Genomic DNA, 21,809 nt, shown 5'->3' with positions numbered 1-21,809 from the left:
CCGTAGGCTTGACTCCGGAGCCTCTCGGGGCGAAACACCCGCGAACGTGGATGTTTCCCCCTGGGCCCGGGACTTGACAGCAAAGATCACCTGGCGCCGTCGAAGCAAGGCGTACAGAACCACTCCACAGGAGGATCCCAGTGGCGAAGGCGAAGTTCGAGCGGACTAAGCCGCACGTCAACATCGGCACCATCGGTCACATCGACCACGGTAAGACGACCCTCACGGCCGCCATTACCAAGGTGCTGCACGACGCGTACCCGGACCTGAACGAGGCCACCGCGTTCGACAACATCGACAAGGCTCCTGAGGAGCGCCAGCGCGGTATCACCATCTCCATCGCGCACGTCGAGTACCAGACGGAGACCCGTCACTACGCCCACGTCGACTGCCCGGGTCACGCGGACTACATCAAGAACATGATCACCGGTGCCGCGCAGATGGACGGCGCCATCCTGGTGGTCGCCGCCACCGACGGCCCGATGCCGCAGACCAAGGAGCACGTGCTCCTGGCCCGCCAGGTCGGCGTTCCGTACATCGTGGTCGCCCTGAACAAGGCCGACATGGTGGACGACGAGGAGATCCTGGAGCTCGTCGAGCTCGAGGTCCGTGAGCTGCTCTCCGAGTACGAGTTCCCGGGCGACGACCTGCCGGTCGTCAAGGTCTCCGCGCTCAAGGCCCTCGAGGGTGACCCCGAGTACGTCCAGACCGTCCTCGACCTGATGAAGGCCGTCGACGAGTCCATCCCGGAGCCCGAGCGTGACGTCGACAAGCCGTTCCTGATGCCGATCGAGGACGTCTTCACGATCACCGGTCGTGGCACCGTCGTCACCGGTCGTATCGAGCGTGGTGTCCTCAAGGTCAACGAGACCGTCGACATCATCGGCATCAAGACCGAGAAGACCACCACCACGGTCACCGGCATCGAGATGTTCCGCAAGCTGCTCGACGAGGGCCAGGCCGGTGAGAACGTCGGTCTGCTGCTCCGCGGCATCAAGCGCGAGGACGTCGAGCGCGGCCAGGTCATCATCAAGCCCGGCTCGGTCACCCCGCACACGGACTTCGAGGCCACGGCGTACATCCTGTCCAAGGACGAGGGTGGCCGTCACACGCCGTTCTTCAACAACTACCGCCCGCAGTTCTACTTCCGTACCACGGACGTGACCGGCGTCGTGCACCTCCCCGAGGGCACCGAGATGGTCATGCCGGGCGACAACACCGACATGCGCGTTGAGCTGATCCAGCCCATCGCCATGGAGGAGGGCCTGAAGTTCGCCATCCGTGAGGGTGGCCGGACCGTCGGCGCCGGCCAGGTCACCAAGATCCTCAAGTAAGCTCCGTTTGCCTGAGGGTCGGTTGACCCGGTAGCTCCATCGAGCTCCAGAAGGGGCCCGCACGACTTCGGTCGTGCGGGCCCCTTCGCCGTACCCGGGACCCGGCGAAGGCCGCGCGGGGGCGGCGGGGGTTGCGCGGGGGGCGGGTGAAGTCTTGGGGAACGCTGTGGGGCGCCTGGGCGAGAGGTGGGGCAACATAGGCCCCACGCCCGGGTGAAATGGCCGCTTGTGTCCGCAAGGCGCGGAAGGAGCCCCCGTAGCGTGCTGGTGTGCCCAGACCGTCGATAGCCATGAGCGGTGTCGCCGTCGCCGAGCGGCTCAGGCAGACCCCGAAGGCCCGCACGTCCGATGCCCCCGCCGCGGCCCGTAGGCGCCCCCGGCTGTATCTCGTCGACGGGATCCGGCTCGCCGCCGCCCTGCTGGTGGTGATGCACCACTTCGCGGGCACCAAGCGGGCCAACCAGCCGGGCAACGTGTTCTGGGACCGGCCGGTGCAGGACATCATGCCGACGGTGTTCCGGGTGGCCTCCTTCGGCTGGATCGGCGTCGAGATCTTCTTCGTGATCAGCGGCTTCGTGATCTGCATGTCCTGCTGGGGCCGCACACCCCGGCAGTTCTTCGTCTCGCGGGTGATCCGCCTCTACCCGGCGTACTGGTTCGCCGTCCTGTTCACCACCGGGGTGCTGATAGCCGTCCCCGGCGTCTGGGACCGGCTCGCCGCCCGTGACGTGCTGATGAACCTGACCATGCTCCAGACCGGCTCGCGGGTCCCGCACGTCGACGCCGTCTACTGGACGCTCTGGTCGGAGCTGCGCTTCTATCTGCTGTTCCTGGCCGTCGTCGCCATGGGTCTGACGTACCGCAGAGTCGTCGCCTTCTGCTGCGTGTGGGGCGCCGCCGCGATGCTGGCGCCCATCGCGAAACTCCCGCTCCTGACGCTCGTCGCCCAGCCCGACGGGGCCTGGTACTTCATCGCCGGCCTCGCCCTGTATCTGATGTACCGCTTCGGCCAGGACCTGCTGCTGTGGGGCATCCTCGGCATGAGCTGGCTGATGGCCCAGCACGAGCTGGCCGAGCGCGTCGTGTACGAGGGAGTCTCCAGCTGGCGCGGCGCGGTCGGCATCTACACCGTCTTCCTGCTGGCCATGGTCGCCATAGCCCTGGGCCGGGCGGACCGCTTCCAGTGGCGGTGGCTCGCGACCGCGGGCTGTCTGACGTACCCGCTGTACCTGCTGCACTACGTCGTCGGTACGACGCTGATCAACCGTCTGCGTGACACCATGGACGCGCGTCTGCTGGTCCTCACCCTCACCGCGGGCTTCCTGCTGCTGAGCTGGCTGGTCCACCGGTTCGTGGAGCGGCCGGTGTCGCGGGCGATGAAGCGGGGGCTCGACACCTCGTTCGCACGGCTGAGGCCGGGCAGGACCTGACTCAGGACCTGCGGCGAGCCCGCACAGCAGTGCCGCGGCCGGGGCGGCCCTGACGAGGATGCGGTGCCGGGGCCGCGGCGGCTCCGTCGGCCTGGCGACCGGGCTCCGCGGGGAGTCGCCGTCGGCAGCCGGGTCGAAGCCGGGCCCGCCGCCGCAACCTCCGTCGCCCACCGCCCACCGGACGGCCCGATGACCCTGAACCCGTTGTCCGTGTACCGCCTGCTGCCCGGCTTCGGAGACGTCCGGACGCTGCTGTTCGGCCCGTCGCTCAGCAGCGTCATCCGCCGGCAGATCCGCGGCTCCGCGGGAGAGCCTCCCGCGTCGCTGACGGCCGGGTGGGGCGGCGATCCCCGGCTGCCGCGGGCGGAGTTCCCGTCCGGGTATCCGGGCGTGCCCGTGCTGAGCGCGCGGCTCGCCGAGGCGCTGGGCGACGACCCGCGGAAGGCCGGCACGCTGACACCGGTCGGGATCGAGGGGGCCGCGAAGGACGGGTACCTCTTCTACGCCGTGGAGGCGGTCGTCGACCGCGTGGACGCGAGGAGATCCGCCAAGCCCAAGAAGTCCACGGGCCGGATGAAGCACACGGTCTTCCGTCCGGACGCACTCCCCGCCGGCCTCCCCGCCTTCCGGGTCCCCGGGTTCCCCACCGGCGTCCACTGGAACGGCTGGGCCGTCGAACGCCTCACCGAGTTGCTGGACGAGAGGCTGGAGCCCGTCTGAGCTGGTCCGACGACCCCACCCGCACCCCTGACGCACGGCGGTGCGCTCCCCTGACCTCGCCCGGCACCGGATTACGGCGCGCCACCGCCCGTGACCCCGGTTTGACCTGCGTCACTCCAGGGGTATTCTCTCCGGCTCGATTGGCGTCCGACGTGCCCCGTATGGCAGACTGTCGGAGTTGCTCGGTCGAGTGTTGATGCTGCGCGCCTCCCGCCGGGAGGACCGGAAGCGAGTCCCACAGTACTCGTCGCCCTAACTGCCTGACGGCAGCACTGGGGCGGACGTACGGGAATCTTTCGGGAAGTGCTGTGCGGCACCGGCCAGGCGCCCGGTGGGCCTTCCGCCCTCGGCTTGCGGTTCCGGCAGGGCCGTGTGCATTCCCGCAGGGATGTTCGAACAAGGGACATCTTTGTCAGCGGGAGCGCGACACGCCCGACCGCGTGGGTCGGAGGAGCGGGACCAGGAATGCCGGGTTCCGGAGCGTACGAGACAAAGGACTACTGAGTAGCCATGGCGGGACAGAAGATCCGCATCCGGCTCAAGGCCTACGACCACGAGGTCATCGACTCCTCGGCGAAGAAGATCGTCGAGACGGTGACCCGCACTGGTGCGTCGGTCGCGGGCCCGGTGCCGCTGCCCACTGAGAAGAACGTGTACTGCGTCATCAAGTCGCCGCACAAGTACAAGGACTCGCGCGAGCACTTCGAGATGCGCACGCACAAGCGCCTGATCGACATTCTCGACCCCACCCCCAAGACCGTTGACTCTCTGATGCGACTCGACCTCCCGGCCGGTGTCGACATCGAGATCAAGCTCTGAGGGTCGGTGAGCTGAGAATGGCTAAGCAGATCAAGGGCATCCTGGGCGAGAAGCTCGGCATGACGCAGGTGTGGGACGAGAACAACCGTGTTGTTCCGGTCACCGTCGTCAAGGCCGGCCCCAACGTCGTCACCCAGGTCCGTACGAACGATGTCGACGGCTACGAGTCCGTCCAGATCGCTTTCGGCGAGATCGACCCGCGCAAGGTGAACAAGCCCCTCAAGGGCCACTTCGCCAAGGCCGACGTCACTCCCCGCCGCCACCTCGTCGAGATCCGTACCGCTGACGCCAGCGAGTACACCCTCGGCCAGGAGATCACCGCCGAGGTGTTCGAGGCCGGCATCAAGGTCGACGTGACCGGCAAGAGCAAGGGCAAGGGCTTCGCCGGTGTCATGAAGCGTCACAACTTCAAGGGCCTCGGCGCCGGACACGGCACCCAGCGCAAGCACCGCTCGCCCGGTTCCATCGGTGGCTGCGCCACCCCGGGCCGCGTGTTCAAGGGCCTCCGCATGGCGGGTCGCATGGGCAACGAGCGGGTCACCACCCAGAACCTGACCGTCCACGCCGTTGACGCGGAGAAGGGTCTGCTGCTCATCAAGGGCGCGGTTCCCGGTCCGAACGGCGGCCTCGTCCTGGTCCGCACCGCGGCCAAGGGGGCCTGAGGTAACCGATGAGCACTGTTGACATCCTTTCGCCCGCGGGCGAGAAGACCGGTAGCGTCGAGCTCCCCGCGGAGTTCTTCGGCGTGGAGAAGATCAGCATCCCGCTGATCCACCAGGTCGTCGTCGCGCAGAACGCGGCTGCCCGCCAGGGCACGCACAAGACCAAGACCCGCGGTGAAGTCCGTGGTGGCGGTAGGAAGCCCTACCGTCAGAAGGGCACCGGCCGTGCGCGCCAGGGCTCGACCCGCGCGCCGCAGTTCGCCGGCGGTGGCGTCGTCCACGGCCCGCAGCCGCGTGACTACTCGCAGCGGACCCCGAAGAAGATGAAGGCCGCGGCCCTGCGCCACGCCCTCACCGACCGGGCCCGCCACAACCGCATCCACGTCGTCACCGGCGTGATCGAGGGCGAGACCCCCTCCACGAAGGCCGCTCGCGCGCTGTTCGGCAAGATCTCGGAGCGCAAGAACGTGCTCCTGGTCGTCGAGCGCGCCGACGAGGCCGCGTGGCTGTCCGCCCGCAACCTGCCCCAGGTCCACATCCTGGAGCCGGGCCAGCTGAACACGTACGACGTGATCGTCTCGGACGACGTGGTCTTCACCCAGGCCGCTCTGGAGTCCTTCGTGTCCGGCCCGAACAAGGCCAACGACACCGAAGGGAGTGACGCCTGATGGCTACGCGTCACCCGAGCATCGCCTCCAAGGCCGCCAAGGCCGCCAAGGCCGCGCGCGTCGCCAAGGCGCGTCGTCACGCCGCCGAGGGCAAGAACACGGTCGTCACCCCGGTCAGCAAGTCGTACACGGACCCCCGTGACGTGCTGGTCCGCCCGGTGGTCTCCGAGAAGAGCTACGCGCTCCTGGACGAGAACAAGTACACGTTCATCGTCGACCCGCGCTCCAACAAGACCCAGATCAAGCAGGCCGTCGAGGCGGTCTTCGAGGTCAAGGTCACCGGGGTCAACACGATCAACCGCATCGGCAAGCGGAAGCGCACCAAGACCGGTTTCGGTCAGCGCGCCGCCACCAAGCGCGCGATCGTGACCCTCGCCGAGGGCGACCGTATCGACATCTTCGGCGGTCCGACCGCCTGAGGGCGGTCCGGATCGTCCGATATCGGACGAGGACTGAGAAATGGGAATCCGCAAGTACAAGCCGACTACGCCGGGCCGTCGTGGCGCCAGCGTCGCCGACTTCGTCGAGGTCACGCGGTCCACGCCGGAGAAGTCGCTGGTTCGCCCCCTGCACAGCAAGGGTGGCCGTAACAACTCCGGTCGCGTGACCGTCCGCCACCAGGGTGGTGGCCACAAGCGCGCCTACCGTGTGATCGACTTCCGTCGTCACGACAAGGACGGCGTGCCGGCGAAGGTCGCTCACATCGAGTACGACCCCAACCGCACCGCGCGCATCGCGCTCCTGCACTACGCGGACGGCGAGAAGCGCTACATCCTGGCCCCCAAGGGCCTGAACCAGGGCGACCGGATCGAGAACGGCCCCACGGCCGACATCAAGCCCGGTAACAACCTGGCGCTGCGCAACATCCCGGTCGGTACGACGATCCACTCCGTGGAGCTTCGTCCCGGTGGCGGCGCGAAGTTCGCCCGCTCCGCCGGTGCCTCCGTGCAGCTGCTCGCGAAGGAGGGCTCGATGGCCCACCTGCGCATGCCCTCCGGTGAGATCCGCCTGGTCGACGTGCGCTGCCGCGCCACCGTCGGCGAGGTCGGCAACGCCGAGCAGAGCAACATCAACTGGGGTAAGGCCGGCCGTAAGCGGTGGCTGGGCGTTCGCCCGACCGTCCGTGGTGTGGTCATGAACCCGGTCGACCACCCGCACGGTGGTGGTGAGGGCAAGACCTCCGGTGGTCGCCACCCGGTCAGCCCGTGGGGCAAGAAGGAAGGCCGTACTCGTTCGCCCAAGAAGGCGTCGAACAAGTACATCGTCCGCCGCCGCAAGACGAACAAGAAGCGCTAGGAGCGGGTTTAGATGCCGCGCAGTCTCAAGAAGGGGCCCTTCGTCGACGACCACCTCCTCAAGAAGGTGGACGCCCAGAACGAAGCCGGCACCAAGAACGTCATCAAGACCTGGTCCCGTCGCTCCATGATCGTGCCGGCCATGCTCGGCCACACGCTCGCGGTGCACAACGGCAAGACCCACATCCCGGTGTTCGTCACCGAGTCGATGGTCGGCCACAAGCTCGGCGAGTTCTCGCCGACGCGCACCTTCCGGGGTCACGTCAAGGACGACCGCAAGTCGAAGCGCCGCTAGTAGCGGATCGCACTCAGACACGTAAGTAACTGAAGGGACAACCATGGAAGCCAGGGCCCAGGCGCGGTACATCCGCGTCACGCCCATGAAGGCCCGCCGCGTGGTGGACCTCATCCGTGGCATGGACGCCACGGAGGCCCAGGCTGTTCTGCGATTCGCTCCGCAGGCAGCCTCCGTGCCGGTCGGCAAGGTGCTCGACAGCGCCATCGCCAACGCCGCGCACAACTACGACCACACGGACGCCTCCTCGCTGTTCATCACCGAGGCGTACGTCGACGAGGGCCCGACCCTGAAGCGGTTCCGGCCGCGCGCCCAGGGCCGTGCCTACCGGATCCGCAAGCGGACCAGCCACATCACCGTGGTCGTCGCCAGCAAGGAAGGAACCCGGTAATGGGCCAGAAGGTAAACCCGCATGGGTTCCGGCTCGGTGTCACGACCGACTTCAAGTCGCGTTGGTACGCCGACAAGCTGTACAAGGACTACGTCAAGGAAGACGTCGCCATCCGTCGGATGCTGACGTCCGGCATGGAGCGCGCCGGTATCTCGAAGGTTGAGATCGAGCGCACCCGTGACCGTGTCCGCGTGGACATCCACACCGCGCGTCCCGGCATCGTCATCGGCCGCCGCGGTGCGGAGGCCGACAAGATCCGCGGTCAGCTGGAGAAGCTGACGGGCAAGCAGGTCCAGCTGAACATCCTCGAGGTCAAGAACCCCGAGACGGACGCTCAGCTGGTTGCTCAGGCCGTCGCCGAGCAGCTGTCCTCCCGTGTCTCCTTCCGCCGCGCCATGCGTAAGAGCATGCAGTCGGCCATGAAGGCGGGCGCCAAGGGCATCAAGATCCAGTGCGGTGGCCGCCTCGGCGGCGCCGAGATGTCCCGCTCGGAGTTCTACCGCGAGGGCCGTGTGCCCCTGCACACGCTCCGCGCGAACGTGGACTACGGCTTCTTCGAGGCCAAGACGACCTTCGGCCGTATCGGTGTGAAGGTCTGGATCTACAAGGGCGATGTCAAGAACATCGCCGAGGTCCGCGCCGAGAACGCTGCCGCCCGTGCGGGTAACCGCCCGGCCCGCGGTGGCGCCGACCGCCCGGCCCGTGGTGGCCGTGGTGGCGAGCGACGCGGTCGCAAGCCGCAGCAGGCTCCTGCTGCCGAGGCCCCCCAGGCCGAGGCCGCTGCCGCTCCGGCTGCTGAGAGCACCGGAACGGAGGCCTGACCGTCATGCTGATCCCCCGTAGGGTCAAGCACCGCAAGCAGCACCACCCGAAGCGCAACGGTATGTCCAAGGGTGGAACGCAGGTTGCGTTCGGCGAGTACGGCATCCAGGCGCTGACCCCGGCCTACGTGACGAACCGCCAGATCGAGGCGGCTCGTATCGCGATGACCCGCCACATCAAGCGTGGCGGCAAGGTCTGGATCAACATCTACCCCGACCGTCCCCTCACCAAGAAGCCGGCCGAGACCCGCATGGGTTCCGGTAAGGGTTCCCCGGAGTGGTGGATCGCCAACGTCAAGCCCGGACGTGTGATGTTCGAGCTGTCGTACCCCAACGAGAAGATCGCCCGTGAGGCGCTGACTCGTGCGGCCCACAAGCTGCCGATGAAGTGCCGGATCGTCAAGCGCGAGGCAGGTGAAGCGTGATGTCGGCCGGTACCAAGGCGTCCGAGCTGCGCGAGCTGGGCAACGAGGAGCTTCTGGAGAAGCTCCGCGAGGCCAAGGAAGAGCTGTTCAACCTCCGCTTCCAGGCGGCCACGGGTCAGCTCGAGAACCATGGCCGTCTGAAGGCGGTCCGCAAGGACATCGCGCGGATCTACACCCTGATGCGCGAGCGTGAGCTGGGCATCGAAACGGTGGAGAACGCCTGATGAGCGAGAAGAACGTGACTGAGAACACCGAGGCGCGCGGCTACCGCAAGACCCGTGAGGGTCTCGTCGTCAGCGACAAGATGGACAAGACCGTCGTCGTCGCTGTCGAGGACCGCGTCAAGCACGCGCTGTACGGCAAGGTCATCCGCCGTACCAACAAGCTCAAGGCGCACGACGAGCAGAACGCCGCGGGCGTCGGCGACCGTGTCCTCCTCATGGAGACCCGGCCGCTGTCCGCGACGAAGCGCTGGCGCGTCGTCGAGATCCTCGAGAAGGCCAAGTAGTTCCCGCGAGGGAATTCCTCAAGCAAGGTATTCCTGCGGACATCCCCGCAGGACAGTTCCGCCAGGCTCCGGGGGCCACTTTCTGAGTGGCCCCCGGGGAACCGGCAGACGATCAGGAGATAGACGTGATCCAGCAGGAGTCGCGACTGCGTGTCGCCGACAACACTGGTGCGAAGGAAATCCTTTGCATCCGTGTGCTCGGTGGCTCCGGTCGCCGCTACGCGGGCATCGGTGACGTCATCGTCGCCACCGTCAAGGACGCGATCCCCGGTGGCAACGTGAAGAAGGGCGACGTCGTCAAGGCTGTCGTCGTGCGCACCGTCAAGGAGCGCCGTCGTCCGGACGGCTCGTACATCCGCTTCGACGAGAACGCCGCCGTCATTCTCAAGAACGACGGCGACCCTCGCGGCACCCGCATCTTCGGCCCGGTCGGCCGTGAGCTGCGCGAGAAGAAGTTCATGAAGATCATCTCGCTCGCGCCGGAGGTGCTGTAAGCATGAAGATCAAGAAGGGCGACCTGGTCCAGGTCATCACCGGCAAGGACAAGGGCAAGCAGGGCAAGGTCATTGCCTCTTACCCGCGCGACGAGCGTGTCCTGGTCGAGGGTGTCAACCGGGTCAAGAAGCACACGAAGGCCGGTCCGACCGCCAAGGGCTCCCAGGCCGGCGGCATCGTGACCACCGAGGCGCCGATCCACGTCTCCAACGTCCAGCTGGTCGTGGAGAAGGACGGCAAGAAGGTCGTCACGCGTGTCGGCTACCGCTTCGACGAAGAGGGCAACAAGATCCGCGTTGCCAAGCGGACGGGTGAGGACATCTGATGGCTACCACCACCACTCCGCGTCTGAAGACGAAGTACCGCGAGGAGATCGCGGGCAAGCTGCGTGACGAGTTCAAGTACGAGAACGTCATGCAGATCCCCGGCCTCGTCAAGATCGTGGTCAACATGGGTGTGGGCGACGCCGCCCGCGACTCCAAGCTGATCGAGGGCGCCATCCGCGACCTCACCACGATCACCGGCCAGAAGCCTCAGGTCACCAAGGCCCGCAAGTCCATCGCGCAGTTCAAGCTGCGTGAGGGCCAGCCGATCGGTGCCCACGTCACGCTCCGTGGCGACCGCATGTGGGAGTTCCTGGACCGCACCCTGTCGCTCGCGCTGCCGCGCATCCGCGACTTCCGCGGCCTGTCCCCCAAGCAGTTCGACGGCCGTGGCAACTACACCTTCGGTCTCACGGAGCAGGTCATGTTCCACGAGATCGACCAGGACAAGATCGACCGCGTCCGGGGTATGGACATCACCGTGGTCACCACGGCGACCAACGACGCTGAGGGCCGCGCGCTCCTTCGTCACCTCGGCTTCCCCTTCAAGGAGGCGTGAGCGAGATGGCGAAGAAGGCTCTGATCGCTAAGGCTGCTCGCAAGCCCAAGTTCGGGGTGCGTGGCTACACGCGCTGCCAGCGCTGCGGCCGTCCGCACTCCGTGTACCGCAAGTTCGGCCTGTGCCGCGTGTGCCTTCGTGAGATGGCTCACCGTGGCGAGCTGCCGGGCGTGACCAAGAGCTCCTGGTAATCCCCGCCCACCCGTCGCCCGACCACCGCCTCTCAGGGGCGGACCTTCGGGCCGACTGGTTGGATTGGGATTCCTGGACCTCTCGGTAAGCAACCGGGACGGCGGAGGCTCCTCCTCGCATGGCTTAGGCTAGGGGGGTTGGGCCTCTGCCGCCCTGAACGACTTACTACGCCGTAGGTCCCCGCGCCGCACCCGTCCTGTCCAGGTATGGGGAGAGGGATGGCGCATATAGGAAACCCCGGCGAGAAAGGCCACAGGCCAATTCATGACCATGACTGATCCGATCGCAGACATGCTGACCCGTCTGCGTAACGCGAACTCGGCTTACCACGACTCCGTGGCTATGCCGCACTCGAAGATCAAGTCTCACATCGCGGAGATCCTCCAGCAGGAGGGCTTCATCACGGGCTGGAAGGTCGAGGACGCCGAGGTCGGCAAGAACCTCGTCCTGGAGCTGAAGTTCGGCCCCAACCGTGAGCGCTCCATCGCGGGCATCAAGCGGATCTCCAAGCCCGGTCTCCGGGTTTACGCGAAGTCCACCAACCTGCCGAAGGTGCTCGGCGGCCTGGGCGTGGCGATCATCTCCACGTCCCACGGGCTCCTCACCGACAAGCAGGCCGGCAAGAAGGGCGTGGGTGGGGAAGTCCTCGCCTACGTCTGGTAGCAGAAGGGAACGGAGGAAACAGCTATGTCGCGTATCGGCAAGCTCCCCATCGCGGTTCCCGCCGGCGTGGACGTCACCATCGACGGCCGTACGGTCAAGGTCAAGGGCCCCAAGGGCGAACTGACCCACACCGTCGTGGCGCCGATCGAGATCGCCAAGGGCGAAGACGGCACCCTTCAGGTGTCCCGCCCCAACGACGAGCGTCAGAGCAAGGCCCTGCACGGCCTCTCCCGCACGCTGGTGGCGAACATGATCACCGGCGTGACCCAGGGTTACGTGAAGAAGCTCGAGATCAGCGGTGTCGGTTACCGCGTGACCGCCAAGGGCTCGAACCTCGAGTTCGCGCTCGGTTACAGCCACCCGATCCTCATCGAGGCCCCCGAGGGCATCTCCTTCAAGGTCGAGGCTCCGACCCGTTTCTCGGTCGAGGGCATCGACAAGCAGAAGGTCGGCGAGGTAGCGGCCAACATCCGCAAGCTGCGCAAGCCCGACCCGTACAAGGCCAAGGGCGTCAAGTACGAGGGCGAAGTCATCCGCCGCAAGGTCGGAAAGGCGGGTAAGTAAGCCATGGCATACGGGCAGAAGATCCTGAAGGGCGACGCCTACAAGCGCGCCTCGATCAAGCGCCGCCACCTGCGGATCCGCAAGCGGATCAACGGTACGGAGGAGCGTCCCCGTCTGGTCGTGACCCGCTCCAACCGCCACATCGTGGCGCAGGTGATCGACGACCTCAAGGGCCACACCGTGGCGTCGGCGTCCACCCTGGACGCGTCGATCCGTGGGGCGGAGGGCGACAAGTCCGCGCAGGCCAAGCAGGTCGGCGCCCTGGTCGCCGAGCGTGCCAAGGCCGTCGGCGTCGAGGCTGTCGTGTTCGACCGTGGTGGCAACCAGTACGCCGGGCGCATCGCCGCCCTGGCGGACGCCGCCCGCGAGGCCGGGCTCAAGTTCTGAGCCGCTTCCGTAGCTAGCGGAAACAGAGAGAGGTAATTCCAATGGCTGGACCCCAGCGCCGCGGTGGCGGTGCCGGTGGCGGCGAGCGGCGGGACCGGAAGGGCCGTGACGGCGGCGCAGCTGCCGCCGAGAAGACCGCTTACGTTGAGCGCGTTGTCGCGATCAACCGTGTCGCCAAGGTTGTGAAGGGTGGTCGTCGCTTCAGCTTCACCGCGCTGGTCGTGGTGGGCGACGGTGACGGCACCGTGGGTGTCGGTTACGGCAAGGCCAAGGAGGTGCCGGCCGCCATCGCCAAGGGCGTTGAGGAGGCCAAGAAGCACTTCTTCAAGGTCCCCCGCATCCAGGGCACCATCCCCCACCCCATCCAGGGTGAGAAGGCTGCCGGCGTCGTGCTGCTCAAGCCCGCGTCCCCGGGTACCGGCGTTATCGCCGGTGGTCCGGTGCGTGCCGTGCTCGAGTGCGCCGGTATCCACGACGTGCTGTCGAAGTCGCTCGGCTCCGACAACGCGATCAACATCGTGCACGCGACCGTGGAGGCCCTGAAGGGCCTGCAGCGTCCCGAGGAGATCGCGGCCCGCCGTGGTCTGCCGCTCGAGGACGTCGCCCCCGCGGCTCTTCTCCGTGCGCGTGCCGGGGCTGGTGCGTAATGGCGCAGCTCAAGATCACGCAGGTGAAGTCGTACATCGGCAGCAAGCAGAACCACCGTGACACTCTGCGGTCCCTTGGTCTCAAGGGCATCAACACGCAGGTCGTCAAGGAGGACCGCCCCGAGTTCCGCGGCATGGTGCACACCGTCCGCCACCTCGTGACGGTCGAGGAGGTCGACTGATCATGGCGGAGAACAACCCGCTCAAGATCCACAACCTCCGTCCTGCCCCGGGCGCCAAGACCGCCAAGACCCGTGTCGGTCGTGGTGAGGCGTCGAAGGGTAAGACGGCCGGTCGTGGTACCAAGGGCACCAAGGCCCGTTACCAGGTTCCGGAGCGCTTCGAGGGTGGCCAGATGCCGCTCCACATGCGCCTACCGAAGCTGAAGGGCTTCAAGAACCCGTTCAAGACGGAGTTCCAGGTCGTGAACCTCGACAAGCTGGCCGCGCTCTACCCCGAGGGTGGCGAGGTCACGGTCGAGGGTCTCGTGGCCAAGGGTGCCGTGCGCAAGAACAGCCTCGTCAAGGTCCTCGGCCAGGGCGAGATCTCCGTGGCGCTGCAGGTGACGGTCGACGCCGTCTCCGGCTCCGCCAAGGAGAAGATCACCGCCGCCGGCGGTACCGTCACCGAGCTCGTCTGATTCCGTCAGGCGCCTCGATGACTTGAGCGATCCCGACCGGGGATACCCCTACAAATGGGGTATCCCCGGTTGGTCGTTCCTAGGGTGGCAGTCTCGCCGGTAAGGTGACCTGCACTGCCTACTTGCACGAGGTTCCCCACCCGGGGCACCTTGGGCGGCAGCTGACCGTTAAGTATTCGTCGAACCTCAAGACCATCACCCTTGACGCACTGGCGCGGGGGTCGCAGGAGGCACCGTGCTCACCGCGTTCGCCCGGGCGTTCAAGACGCCCGACCTGCGCAAGAAGCTGCTCTTCACGCTCGGCATCATCGTGGTGTACCGGGTCGGTACCCACATTCCGATCCCGGGTGTGGACTACCGCGCCGTGCAGGCGTGTGTGGACCAGGCATCCGCCAACCAGGGCCTGTTCGGTCTGGTCAACATGTTCAGCGGTGGTGCCCTGCTCCAGATCACGGTCTTCGCGCTGGGAATCATGCCGTACATCACGGCGAGCATCATTCTGCAGCTGCTGACCGTGGTGATCCCGCGCCTGGAAGCCCTCAAGAAGGAGGGCCAGGCCGGTACCGCGAAGATCACGCAGTACACCCGTTACCTGACGGTGGCGCTGGCCATCCTCCAGGGCACCGGTCTGGTCGCCACCGCCCGCAGCGGCGCGCTGTTCAGCGGCTGCCCGCAGGCCAGCTCGATCGTGCCGGACCAGTCGATCTTCATCACCATCACGATGGTCATCACCATGACCGCCGGTACGGCCGTCGTCATGTGGCTCGGTGAGCTTGTCACCGACCGCGGCATCGGCAACGGCATGTCCATCCTGATGTTCATCTCGATCGCCGCGACCTTCCCCTCGGCCCTGTGGGCCATCAAGGAGCAGGGCGACCTCGCGGACGGCTGGATCGAGTTCGGCACCGTCATTCTCGTCGGCCTGGTCATGGTCGGCCTGGTGGTCTTCGTGGAGCAGGCACAGCGCCGGATCCCGGTGCAGTACGCGAAGCGCATGATCGGTCGCCGCGCCTACGGCGGTACGTCCACGTACATCCCGTTGAAGGTGAACCAGGCGGGTGTGATTCCCGTCATCTTCGCTTCTTCGCTGCTCTACATCCCGGCCTTGATCGCGCAGTTCTCGAACAGCACGTCGGGCTGGAAGACCTGGATCGAGTCCAACCTCGTCAATGGTGACCACCCGATCTACATCACGATGTACTTCTTGCTCATCGTGTTCTTCGCCTTCTTCTACGTCGCCATCTCCTTCAACCCCGAGGAAGTTGCCGACAACATGAAGAAGTATGGTGGCTTCATCCCGGGCATCCGGGCTGGCCGACCGACCGCTGAGTATCTTTCGTACGTGCTCAACCGGATCACCTGGCCGGGCTCGCTGTACTTGGGTCTGATTGCTCTCGTGCCGACGATGGCGTTGGTTGGTTTTGGGGCGAACCAGAACTTCCCCTTCGGCGGGACCAGCATCCTGATCATCGTGGGTGTCGGTCTTGAGACGGTGAAGCAGATCGAGAGCCAGCTCCAGCAGCGCAATTACGAAGGGTTCCTCCGCTGATGCGAATCGTCCTCGTCGGGCCGCCGGGCGCGGGTAAGGGTACGCAGGCCACTCGCCTGGCCGAGAAGCTGCGCGTGCCGCACATCTCCACGGGCGACCTGTTCCGCGCCAACATCAGCCAGCAGACCGAGCTCGGCAAGCTCGCGAAGTCCTACATGGACGCCGGCAATCTCGTCCCCGACGAGGTCACCATCGCCATGGCCAAGGACCGCATGGAGCAGCCCGACGCCGAGAACGGTTTCCTGCTCGACGGCTTCCCGCGCAACGTCTCGCAGGCCGAGGCACTGGACGAGCTGCTGCAGACCGAGGGCATCAAGCTGGACGCGGTGCTGGACCTGGAGGCCCCCGAGGAGGAGGTCGTCAAGCGGATCGCCGGTCGGCGCATCTGCCGCAACGACTCCGCGCACGTCTTCCACGTGACGTACAAGAAGCCTGCCGAGGACGGCGTCTGTGACGTCTGCGGCGGCGAGCTGTACCAGCGCGACGACGACTCCGAGGAGACGGTCCGCACGCGGCTGGAGGTCTACCACACGCAGACCGAGCCGATCATCGACTACTACAAGTCGCAGGGCCTGGTCGTCACGATCGAGGCCATGGGCCCGGTCGACGAGGTCACCGAGCGCGCGCTGAGCGCGCTCAAGCGCGAAGACGCGTAGAGGTTCGTCTCTGCCGCAGCCGCGGTCCCCTTCGACGGGGCCGCGGCTGCGGCGCGCTCAAGGGGCGCGAGAACGGCGCGAGCGCCCCGGCGCCTCCCGCGGTCCGAATTCAGCCCCGGCCACCCGCCACGTATCGTGGACAACGCCCCTCCCCGGTCCCAGAAAGGCCACGCCGACATGGTGCAGATCAAGTCCCCCGAGCAGATCGCCAAGATGCGCGCGGCGGGCCTGGTCGTCGCGGCCATCCACGCGGCGACGCGTGAGGCGGCCGTGCCGGGAGCCACCACCAAGGACCTGGACGAGGTCGCCCGCAAGGTCCTCGCCGAGCACGGCGCGAAGTCGAACTTCCTGGGCTACGGCGGCTTCCCCGCGACGATCTGCACCTCGGCCAACGAGGTCGTCGTCCACGGCATCCCCTCCGACGAGGTCGTCCTCAAGGACGGCGACATCATCAGCATCGACTGCGGTGCGGTCGTCGACGGCTGGCACGGTGACGCCGCCTACACGGCCTTCGTGGGCTCCGGTCACGCTCCGGAGCTGATCGAGCTCTCCCGGGTGACCGAGGAGTCGATGTGGGCCGGTATCGCCGCGATGAAGCAGGGCAACCGCCTGGTGGACATCTCCAAGGCGATCGAGACGTACATCCGCCGCCAGCCGAAGGCCGGCGGCGGCCGCTACGGGATCATCGAGGACTACGGCGGCCACGGCATCGGCACCGAGATGCACATGGACCCGCATCTGCTGAACTACGTCGACCGGCGCCGCGGCAAGGGCCCGCGTCTGGTCCCCGGTTTCTGCCTGGCCATCGAGCCGATGGTGTCCCTGGGCACCCCGCGCACCGAGGTGCTGGAGGACGACTGGACGGTCATCACGACCGACGGCACCTGGTCCTCGCACTGGGAGCACTCCGTCGCCCTGACCGAGCAGGGTCCGCTGGTGCTGACCGCCCCCGACGGCGGCCGGGCCAAGCTGGCCGAGTACGGGATCACGGCCGCGCCGGACCCGCTTGCGTAATGATCTCCTTCATGGGGCAGACTTCCCCGATTCGTCTTTCCGGGTGCGCTGACGTAGACTGACTCGTCGGCTCTTGTGTACCCGCATGTCTGCATGCCTTCTGGCGAAAGATGTCGCGAGTCCTCGCACAAGAGTCGATCAAGGTAGTCGATTCGAAGGGCGAAGCGTGGCCAAGAAGCAAGGTGCCATCGAGATCGAGGGCACTGTCGTCGAGTCTCTGCCGAACGCCATGTTCAAGGTCGAGCTCCAGAACGGCCACCAGGTCCTGGCACACATCAGCGGCAAGATGCGTATGCACTACATCCGCATCCTCCCTGACGACCGGGTCGTGGTGGAGCTGTCTCCGTACGACCTGACGCGTGGCCGGATCGTCTACCGGTACAAGTAGATCTTGCCCAGGTCCTGCGCGAGCGGGGCTGCCGGCAACTGACCCGGAGAACCTCACCCAATGAAGGTCAAGCCGAGCGTCAAGAAGATCTGCGACAAGTGCAGGGTGATCCGCCGTCACGGCCGGGTCATGATCATCTGCGACAACCCGCGCCACAAGCAGCGCCAGGGCTGATCGCACACAGATCTCACCCTCTGCATCTCTATCGCAGAGTTTCGCGCGACGCGAGCTGAGTTTTGTTCATAGGCAGAACCCAGACCCTGTGCGGTCTGACACCCCCGGTTCGGAGGCCGGGGACCCAGTTCGTACCTGGTACGGCGGCTGGGAGTCGGTTCTGCGGAAGACCTCCGAAGATCACCAGGAGCCATTGAATGGCACGCGTTTCCGGTGTTGACATCCCGCGCGAAAAGCGCGTGGAGGTCGCCCTCACCTACGTGTTCGGCATCGGCCGGACCCTTTCGCAGGAGACGCTGGCTGCGACCGGCGTCGACCCGAACACCCGCGTTCGCGACCTCTCCGAGGAGCAGCTCGTCGCGATCCGCGAGTACGTGGACAGCAACATCAAGACCGAGGGTGACCTCCGTCGCGAGATCCAGGCCGACATCCGCCGCAAGGTCGAGATCGGCTGCTACCAGGGTCTGCGTCACCGCCGTGGCCTGCCCGTCCGCGGTCAGCGCACCAGCACCAACGCCCGCACCCGCAAGGGCCCGCGTCGCGCCATCGCCGGTAAGAAGAAGCCGGGCAAGAAGTAGTCCGCAGCGGACTCGCCGTCCAGCGGTCTTCGCTGTAGGACCGACCACCTCCCGTAGGAGTAATAGATGCCCCCCAAGGGTCGTCAGGGCGCTGCCAAGAAGGTGCGCCGCAAGGAAAAGAAGAACGTCGCTCACGGCCACGCGCACATCAAGAGCACGTTCAACAACACGATCGTCTCCATCACGGACCCGTCCGGCAACGTGATCTCCTGGGCCTCCGCCGGCCACGTCGGCTTCAAGGGCTCCCGGAAGTCCACGCCGTTCGCCGCGCAGATGGCCGCCGAGTCGGCTGCCCGCCGCGCCCAGGAGCACGGCATGCGCAAGGTCGACGTGTTCGTGAAGGGCCCGGGTTCCGGTCGCGAGACCGCGATCCGCTCCCTGCAGGCCACGGGCCTCGAGGTCGGCTCCATCCAGGACGTCACCCCGACCCCGCACAACGGCTGCCGCCCTCCGAAGCGCCGTCGCGTCTGACGACCGCGCTTCAGGGCTTGCTGCGTTCCGGCCTCTCGGCCGGGGGTGTGGGGGTTGTCCCCCACATGTGACAGCCGGGCGGTACGTCCCTTTGGGGCCGTGCCGCCCGTACCCTTGCAGTACCCGTATCCGTCATGGGTGCGGTTTCCGTCGGGCGTCAAATAGCGGGCGTCCACGAAAGAAGGATCTGATCCACACATGCTGATCGCTCAGCGTCCCTCGTTGACCGAAGAGGTCGTCGACGAGTTCCGCTCCCGGTTCGTGATCGAGCCGCTGGAGCCGGGCTTCGGTTACACCCTCGGCAACTCCCTCCGCCGTACCCTCCTGTCCTCGATCCCGGGTGCCGCCGTCACCTCGATCCGGATCGACGGCGTGCTGCACGAGTTCACCACCGTGCCGGGCGTCAAGGAGGACGTCACCGACCTGATCCTCAACATCAAGCAGCTGGTCGTCTCCTCGGAGCACGACGAGCCGGTCGTGATGTACCTGCGCAAGCAGGGCCCGGGTCTGGTCACCGCCGCCGACATCGCGCCCCCGGCGGGTGTCGAGGTGCACAACCCCGACCTCGTCCTCGCCACGCTCAACGGCAAGGGCAAGCTGGAGATGGAGCTGACCGTCGAGCGCGGTCGCGGCTACGTCTCCGCCGTGCAGAACAAGCAGGTGGGCCAGGAGATCGGCCGTATCCCGGTCGACTCCATCTACTCGCCGGTGCTCAAGGTCACGTACAAGGTCGAGGCGACCCGTGTCGAGCAGCGCACCGACTTCGACAAGCTGATCGTCGACGTCGAGACCAAGCAGGCGATGCGTCCGCGTGACGCCATGGCCTCCGCCGGTAAGACCCTGGTCGAGCTGTTCGGTCTCGCCCGCGAGCTGAACATCGACGCCGAGGGCATCGACATGGGCCCGTCCCCCACGGACGCCGCCCTTGCCGCCGACCTGGCGCTGCCGATCGAGGAGCTGGAGCTCACGGTCCGCTCCTACAACTGCCTCAAGCGCGAGGGCATCCACTCCGTGGGTGAGCTCGTGGCTCGTTCCGAGGCCGACCTGCTGGACATCCGCAACTTCGGTGCGAAGTCCATCGACGAGGTCAAGGCGAAGCTGGCCGGCATGGGCCTGGCCCTCAAGGACAGCCCGCCCGGATTCGACCCGACCGCTGCGGCTGACGCCTTCGGCGCGGATGACGACGCGGACGCCGGGTTCGTCGAGACCGAGCAGTACTAAGCACTTCGCGGGGAGGCCGTACCGCGTCTGCGGGCCGGTTTCGGCCGGTCGCGCCCACGCGGCGGAGCCGCACATCGACAGGTGCCCCGCGCCCCTTCCGGGAGCGCCCTTCGGGGCGACTCCCGGATCTCTGACGGACAACCGTCCGCTCAGATACTGACCCCGGTACCTCGTACGGCCGGGGCAGACACACAGGAGAAGAACCATGCCGAAGCCCACCAAGGGTGCCCGTCTGGGCGGCAGCGCCGCGCACGAGAAGCTGCTCCTCGCGAACCTGGCGAAGAGCCTCTTCGAGCACGGCCGCATCACCACCACCGAGGCGAAGGCCCGCCGCCTGCGCCCGTACGCCGAGCGTCTGGTCACCAAGGCGAAGAAGGGCGACCTTCACAACCGCCGTCAGGTGCTCCAGGTCATCACGGACAAGAGCATCGTCCACACGCTCTTCACCGAGATCGGCCCGCGGTACGAGAACCGTCCCGGTGGCTACACCCGCATCACCAAGATCGGTAACCGTCGTGGCGACAACGCGCCCATGGCTGTCATCGAGCTGGTCGAGGCGCTGACGGTTGCCCAGCAGGCGACCGGTGAGGCCGAGGCCGCCACGAAGCGTGCGGTCAAGGAGGCGGAGGAGACCAAGGTCGAGGAGACCAAGGCCGACGACGCCGTTGAGGCTTCCGCCGAGGAGTCGAAGGACGCGTAAGCGTTCTGCGGGGTGGCTGCGCGGTTTGCGGCTGCGGCTTTGGTCGTGGCTTGTCGCGCAGCTCTCCGCGCCCCTTCCAAACGGGGCGTTCGCGGGCCTGCTCCTTTCGAGGAGCGGGCCCGCTTCTGTGTTCCTGAGAGGATCTCCACGTGAGTGATGAAGCAGCGCCCGGTTACGTCCGTGTCCGTCTCGACCTGTCCTATGACGGCTCCGAGTTCTCCGGGTGGGCCAAGCAGGCCGGTGGGCGGCGTACCGTGCAGGGGGAGATCGAGGACGCCCTGCGGACGGTGACCCGGTCGCGGGAGACCTATGAGCTGACGGTCGCCGGGCGGACCGATGCCGGGGTGCACGCGCGGGGGCAGGTCGCGCATGTGGACCTGCCGGAGGCGGTGTGGCGCGAGCATCACGAGAAGCTGCTCAAGCGGATGGCCGGGCGGCTGAGCCGGGACGTACGGGTGTGGGCGCTGCGGGAGGCCCCCAGCGGGTTCAACGCGCGTTTCTCGGCGGTCTGGCGGCGCTACGCCTACCGGGTCACCGACAACCCGGGCGGGGTCGACCCGCTGCTGCGGGGGCATGTGCTGTGGCACGACTGGCCGCTCGACGTCGACGCGATGAACGAGGCGGCCCGGGGGCTGCTGGGGGAGCACGACTTCGCGGCGTACTGCAAGAAGCGTGAGGGTGCCACGACGATCCGGACGCTGCAGGAACTGAGCCTGGTCCGGGGCGAGGACGGGATCGTCACCGCCACGGTCCGCGCCGACGCCTTCTGCCACAACATGGTCCGCTCCCTGATCGGCGCCCTGCTCTTCGTCGGCGACGGCCACCGCCCGGCCGACTGGCCGGCCAAGGTGCTCGCCGCGGGTGTGCGGGACTCCGCGGTCCATGTCGTACGGCCGCACGGGCTGACGCTGGAGGAAGTCGGTTACCCGGCCGACGAGTTGCTCGCGGCGCGGAGCAAGGAGGCCCGGAATCGACGTTCTCTGTCTGGTTCATCCGGGTGTGAAACCTGTTAGTTACCTCCTCTTCACCGATAAATATCGGGCCATATGGCGACTTACCTGACGTAACCATTCACTTTTCCCTTACGGCATTCACACCTCTCGTATAGCCTTGCCGTGCTCGGCCATAGGTTCGAATGGGGAGGCCGGGCGAGGGGTGGGGGTCGATGGGTCGGTTAGACCCGGGGTGGGTTGCTTCGCCATGAGTTCAGTGGGTCCCGT

The 21,809-nt window shown here is 66.8% G+C and carries 34 protein-coding genes; all 34 read left to right on the top strand.

Annotated elements, in window-relative coordinates; all coding sequences use genetic code 11:
- Positions 1-140: 140 nt before the first annotated feature.
- The 34 genes from tuf to truA all read left to right on the top strand — a co-directional run bounded on the left by tuf (position 141) and on the right by truA (position 21,602).
- On the top strand, positions 141-1,334 hold the full coding sequence (gene tuf / locus ABZZ79_RS24930) for an elongation factor Tu (RefSeq protein WP_356692155.1): 1,194 nt from the start codon (positions 141-143) through the stop codon (positions 1,332-1,334).
- Between the two features lie 269 nt (positions 1,335-1,603).
- Complete coding sequence (locus ABZZ79_RS24925) at positions 1,604-2,764, top strand: acyltransferase (RefSeq protein WP_356692153.1); 1,161 nt, start codon at positions 1,604-1,606, stop codon at positions 2,762-2,764.
- 189 nt (positions 2,765-2,953) lie between these two features.
- Positions 2,954-3,484 carry a hypothetical protein gene (locus tag ABZZ79_RS24920; protein ID WP_356692151.1) on the top strand — a complete coding sequence of 177 codons (531 nt, stop codon included), beginning with the start codon at positions 2,954-2,956 and terminating at the stop codon, positions 3,482-3,484.
- A gap of 510 nt (positions 3,485-3,994) precedes the next feature.
- The gene (rpsJ, locus tag ABZZ79_RS24915; protein ID WP_003948644.1) at positions 3,995-4,303 is read left to right on the top strand and encodes a 30S ribosomal protein S10; all 309 of its coding nucleotides are present in this window, start codon (positions 3,995-3,997) and stop codon (positions 4,301-4,303) included.
- A gap of 17 nt (positions 4,304-4,320) precedes the next feature.
- Complete coding sequence (gene rplC, locus ABZZ79_RS24910; protein WP_020135811.1) at positions 4,321-4,965, top strand: 50S ribosomal protein L3; 645 nt, start codon at positions 4,321-4,323, stop codon at positions 4,963-4,965.
- A gap of 8 nt (positions 4,966-4,973) precedes the next feature.
- Positions 4,974-5,633, top strand: coding sequence for a 50S ribosomal protein L4 (rplD, locus tag ABZZ79_RS24905; protein WP_356692148.1), 660 nt, complete (start codon positions 4,974-4,976; stop codon positions 5,631-5,633).
- Entirely contained in the window at positions 5,633-6,052 is a 420-nt protein-coding gene (gene rplW / locus ABZZ79_RS24900) for a 50S ribosomal protein L23 (RefSeq protein WP_356692146.1), read from the top strand. Before rplD ends, rplW begins: the two co-directional genes overlap by 1 nt.
- 40 nt (positions 6,053-6,092) lie before the next feature.
- On the top strand, positions 6,093-6,929 hold the full coding sequence (rplB, locus tag ABZZ79_RS24895; RefSeq protein ID WP_356692144.1) for a 50S ribosomal protein L2: 837 nt from the start codon (positions 6,093-6,095) through the stop codon (positions 6,927-6,929).
- A gap of 12 nt (positions 6,930-6,941) precedes the next feature.
- The gene (gene rpsS, locus ABZZ79_RS24890; RefSeq protein WP_356692142.1) at positions 6,942-7,223 is read left to right on the top strand and encodes a 30S ribosomal protein S19; all 282 of its coding nucleotides are present in this window, start codon (positions 6,942-6,944) and stop codon (positions 7,221-7,223) included.
- 43 nt (positions 7,224-7,266) lie between these two features.
- The gene (rplV, locus tag ABZZ79_RS24885) at positions 7,267-7,614 is read left to right on the top strand and encodes a 50S ribosomal protein L22 (protein WP_356692140.1); all 348 of its coding nucleotides are present in this window, start codon (positions 7,267-7,269) and stop codon (positions 7,612-7,614) included.
- Positions 7,614-8,435, top strand: a complete 822-nt coding sequence (gene rpsC, locus ABZZ79_RS24880; RefSeq protein ID WP_356692138.1) for a 30S ribosomal protein S3 — start codon at positions 7,614-7,616, stop codon at positions 8,433-8,435. Before rplV ends, rpsC begins: the two co-directional genes overlap by 1 nt.
- A gap of 5 nt (positions 8,436-8,440) precedes the next feature.
- Entirely contained in the window at positions 8,441-8,860 is a 420-nt protein-coding gene (gene rplP / locus ABZZ79_RS24875; RefSeq protein ID WP_009190136.1) for a 50S ribosomal protein L16, read from the top strand.
- The gene (rpmC, locus tag ABZZ79_RS24870) at positions 8,860-9,084 is read left to right on the top strand and encodes a 50S ribosomal protein L29 (RefSeq protein ID WP_189214790.1); all 225 of its coding nucleotides are present in this window, start codon (positions 8,860-8,862) and stop codon (positions 9,082-9,084) included. The genes rplP and rpmC overlap by 1 nt, the downstream gene beginning before the upstream one ends.
- Complete coding sequence (rpsQ, locus tag ABZZ79_RS24865) at positions 9,084-9,368, top strand: 30S ribosomal protein S17 (RefSeq protein WP_356692135.1); 285 nt, start codon at positions 9,084-9,086, stop codon at positions 9,366-9,368. The genes rpmC and rpsQ overlap by 1 nt, the downstream gene beginning before the upstream one ends.
- Before the next feature lie 125 nt (positions 9,369-9,493).
- Complete coding sequence (rplN, locus tag ABZZ79_RS24860) at positions 9,494-9,862, top strand: 50S ribosomal protein L14 (RefSeq protein ID WP_055718836.1); 369 nt, start codon at positions 9,494-9,496, stop codon at positions 9,860-9,862.
- A gap of 2 nt (positions 9,863-9,864) precedes the next feature.
- Positions 9,865-10,188: a 50S ribosomal protein L24 gene (gene rplX, locus ABZZ79_RS24855; protein WP_356692133.1), complete on the top strand. Its 324-nt coding sequence runs from the start codon at positions 9,865-9,867 to the stop codon at positions 10,186-10,188.
- Positions 10,188-10,745 (top strand): 50S ribosomal protein L5, encoded by a 558-nt coding sequence (rplE, locus tag ABZZ79_RS24850; RefSeq protein ID WP_158923772.1) that lies wholly within the window; start codon positions 10,188-10,190, stop codon positions 10,743-10,745. The genes rplX and rplE overlap by 1 nt, the downstream gene beginning before the upstream one ends.
- Positions 10,746-10,750: 5 nt before the next feature.
- Positions 10,751-10,936 carry a type Z 30S ribosomal protein S14 gene (locus ABZZ79_RS24845; protein ID WP_003948630.1) on the top strand — a complete coding sequence of 62 codons (186 nt, stop codon included), beginning with the start codon at positions 10,751-10,753 and terminating at the stop codon, positions 10,934-10,936.
- 265 nt (positions 10,937-11,201) lie between these two features.
- Positions 11,202-11,600: a 30S ribosomal protein S8 gene (gene rpsH, locus ABZZ79_RS24840; RefSeq protein ID WP_004984520.1), complete on the top strand. Its 399-nt coding sequence runs from the start codon at positions 11,202-11,204 to the stop codon at positions 11,598-11,600.
- 24 nt (positions 11,601-11,624) lie between these two features.
- On the top strand, positions 11,625-12,164 hold the full coding sequence (rplF, locus tag ABZZ79_RS24835) for a 50S ribosomal protein L6 (protein WP_356692130.1): 540 nt from the start codon (positions 11,625-11,627) through the stop codon (positions 12,162-12,164).
- Positions 12,165-12,167: 3 nt separating this feature from the next.
- Positions 12,168-12,551, top strand: coding sequence for a 50S ribosomal protein L18 (gene rplR, locus ABZZ79_RS24830; protein ID WP_356692128.1), 384 nt, complete (start codon positions 12,168-12,170; stop codon positions 12,549-12,551).
- A 41-nt stretch (positions 12,552-12,592) separates the two neighbouring features.
- The gene (gene rpsE / locus ABZZ79_RS24825; RefSeq protein WP_009190144.1) at positions 12,593-13,198 is read left to right on the top strand and encodes a 30S ribosomal protein S5; all 606 of its coding nucleotides are present in this window, start codon (positions 12,593-12,595) and stop codon (positions 13,196-13,198) included.
- Positions 13,198-13,380 carry a 50S ribosomal protein L30 gene (gene rpmD / locus ABZZ79_RS24820; RefSeq protein ID WP_003974250.1) on the top strand — a complete coding sequence of 61 codons (183 nt, stop codon included), beginning with the start codon at positions 13,198-13,200 and terminating at the stop codon, positions 13,378-13,380. Before rpsE ends, rpmD begins: the two co-directional genes overlap by 1 nt.
- Positions 13,381-13,382: 2 nt before the next feature.
- Positions 13,383-13,838: a 50S ribosomal protein L15 gene (rplO, locus tag ABZZ79_RS24815; RefSeq protein ID WP_003974249.1), complete on the top strand. Its 456-nt coding sequence runs from the start codon at positions 13,383-13,385 to the stop codon at positions 13,836-13,838.
- Between the two features lie 235 nt (positions 13,839-14,073).
- Positions 14,074-15,387 (top strand): preprotein translocase subunit SecY, encoded by a 1,314-nt coding sequence (gene secY / locus ABZZ79_RS24810; RefSeq protein ID WP_356692125.1) that lies wholly within the window; start codon positions 14,074-14,076, stop codon positions 15,385-15,387.
- Positions 15,387-16,043 carry an adenylate kinase gene (locus ABZZ79_RS24805; RefSeq protein ID WP_356692123.1) on the top strand — a complete coding sequence of 219 codons (657 nt, stop codon included), beginning with the start codon at positions 15,387-15,389 and terminating at the stop codon, positions 16,041-16,043. The genes secY and ABZZ79_RS24805 overlap by 1 nt, the downstream gene beginning before the upstream one ends.
- Before the next feature lie 177 nt (positions 16,044-16,220).
- The gene (map, locus tag ABZZ79_RS24800) at positions 16,221-17,057 is read left to right on the top strand and encodes a type I methionyl aminopeptidase (protein ID WP_356692121.1); all 837 of its coding nucleotides are present in this window, start codon (positions 16,221-16,223) and stop codon (positions 17,055-17,057) included.
- Positions 17,058-17,223: 166 nt separating this feature from the next.
- A complete protein-coding gene (infA, locus tag ABZZ79_RS24795; RefSeq protein ID WP_003948620.1) occupies positions 17,224-17,445 on the top strand; it encodes a translation initiation factor IF-1 in 222 nt (73 codons plus the stop codon).
- Between the two features lie 60 nt (positions 17,446-17,505).
- On the top strand, positions 17,506-17,619 hold the full coding sequence (gene rpmJ, locus ABZZ79_RS24790; RefSeq protein WP_003948619.1) for a 50S ribosomal protein L36: 114 nt from the start codon (positions 17,506-17,508) through the stop codon (positions 17,617-17,619).
- Positions 17,620-17,816: 197 nt separating this feature from the next.
- Positions 17,817-18,197: a 30S ribosomal protein S13 gene (rpsM, locus tag ABZZ79_RS24785; RefSeq protein ID WP_018543922.1), complete on the top strand. Its 381-nt coding sequence runs from the start codon at positions 17,817-17,819 to the stop codon at positions 18,195-18,197.
- 66 nt (positions 18,198-18,263) lie between these two features.
- Positions 18,264-18,668, top strand: a complete 405-nt coding sequence (rpsK, locus tag ABZZ79_RS24780) for a 30S ribosomal protein S11 (RefSeq protein ID WP_003956432.1) — start codon at positions 18,264-18,266, stop codon at positions 18,666-18,668.
- A gap of 198 nt (positions 18,669-18,866) precedes the next feature.
- Positions 18,867-19,889 carry a DNA-directed RNA polymerase subunit alpha gene (locus ABZZ79_RS24775; RefSeq protein ID WP_003966937.1) on the top strand — a complete coding sequence of 341 codons (1,023 nt, stop codon included), beginning with the start codon at positions 18,867-18,869 and terminating at the stop codon, positions 19,887-19,889.
- 205 nt (positions 19,890-20,094) lie between these two features.
- Positions 20,095-20,589 carry a 50S ribosomal protein L17 gene (gene rplQ / locus ABZZ79_RS24770; protein ID WP_356692119.1) on the top strand — a complete coding sequence of 165 codons (495 nt, stop codon included), beginning with the start codon at positions 20,095-20,097 and terminating at the stop codon, positions 20,587-20,589.
- Between the two features lie 149 nt (positions 20,590-20,738).
- On the top strand, positions 20,739-21,602 hold the full coding sequence (gene truA / locus ABZZ79_RS24765) for a tRNA pseudouridine(38-40) synthase TruA (RefSeq protein WP_356692117.1): 864 nt from the start codon (positions 20,739-20,741) through the stop codon (positions 21,600-21,602).
- The last annotated feature ends 207 nt before the right edge of the window (positions 21,603-21,809 follow it).

The organism is Streptomyces sp. NPDC006458 (assembly GCF_040612135.1).
Classification (GTDB): Bacteria; Actinomycetota; Actinomycetes; order Streptomycetales; family Streptomycetaceae; genus Streptomyces.
The sequence above is the reverse complement of the archived record's forward strand: the minus strand, read 5'-3'. Positions and strand labels throughout refer to the sequence as shown.